Raw genomic sequence first — 820 nt, 5'->3', positions numbered from 1 at the left:
AAGTATGTGGGGATCGCAACAGTTACTCCAAGACGGATACGGATGCGACGTTCATGCGTTTGAAAGAAGATCATATGCGAAATGGTCAATTGAAGCCCGCATATAACGTACAAGTCGGGTCTTCGGATCAGTTCGTTCTAGGGTACTCTATTCATCAGAGACCCGGTGATACACGTTGCCTTCTTCCTCATCTGGATGCGGTTCGTGAGAAGTATGGAGTCGTCCCTAAACATGTGATCGCTGACGCTGCATATGGTTCTGAAGAGAATTATGTCAAACTCGAAGAAAAAAACATATCTGCATTAATCAAGTACAACATGTATGACAAAGAGAACACACGCAAAATCAAGAAGAATCCACATCACCAACAGAACTGGACGTACATAAAAGAAGAAGACGTTTGGATTTGCGCCAACGGGAAAAAATTGATTCGTACAGGAACGACGAAGCAGATTACAGAATCTGGGCATACTTCGATCATCTATCACTATCAATGTCATGAATGTGAGGGATGCCCATTCCGTTCTGCCTGCACAACTTCTAAATATGGACGCACGACACAATGGAACCCTGTCTATCACGAACAAAAACAAAAAGTTCGCCAACGACTAGAAAGTGAAGAAGGGCAGGTACGGTATCGCCAACGTAAAACAGACATCGAGAGTGTGTTTGGACAAATCAAACAAAACCGCGGATTTCGCCGCTTTGTCTTACGAGGCCTTCAAAAAGTTTCCATAGAGTGGGGGCTTATTTGTGCTGCCCATAATCTCCTCAAAAAAGCCTCTAAGGACAAACAACGATCCTTAGAGGCTTAAGAAAT

Annotated in this window: 1 protein-coding gene; it reads left to right on the top strand. The window is 43.7% G+C overall.

Annotated features, from left to right (window positions below; translation table 11 throughout):
• The coding region (locus EKC99_RS15290) for a transposase (protein ID WP_163152660.1) at positions 1–815 on the top strand (815 nt) is incomplete at its 5' end.
• Positions 816–820: the final 5 nt, after the last annotated feature.

This window comes from Anoxybacillus sp. MB8 (assembly GCF_011006755.1).
GTDB classification, from domain to species: domain Bacteria; phylum Bacillota; class Bacilli; order Bacillales; family Anoxybacillaceae; genus Anoxybacillus; species Anoxybacillus gonensis.
Note: the sequence above shows the minus strand (reverse complement) of the source record. Positions and strands in the feature narration are given on the sequence as shown.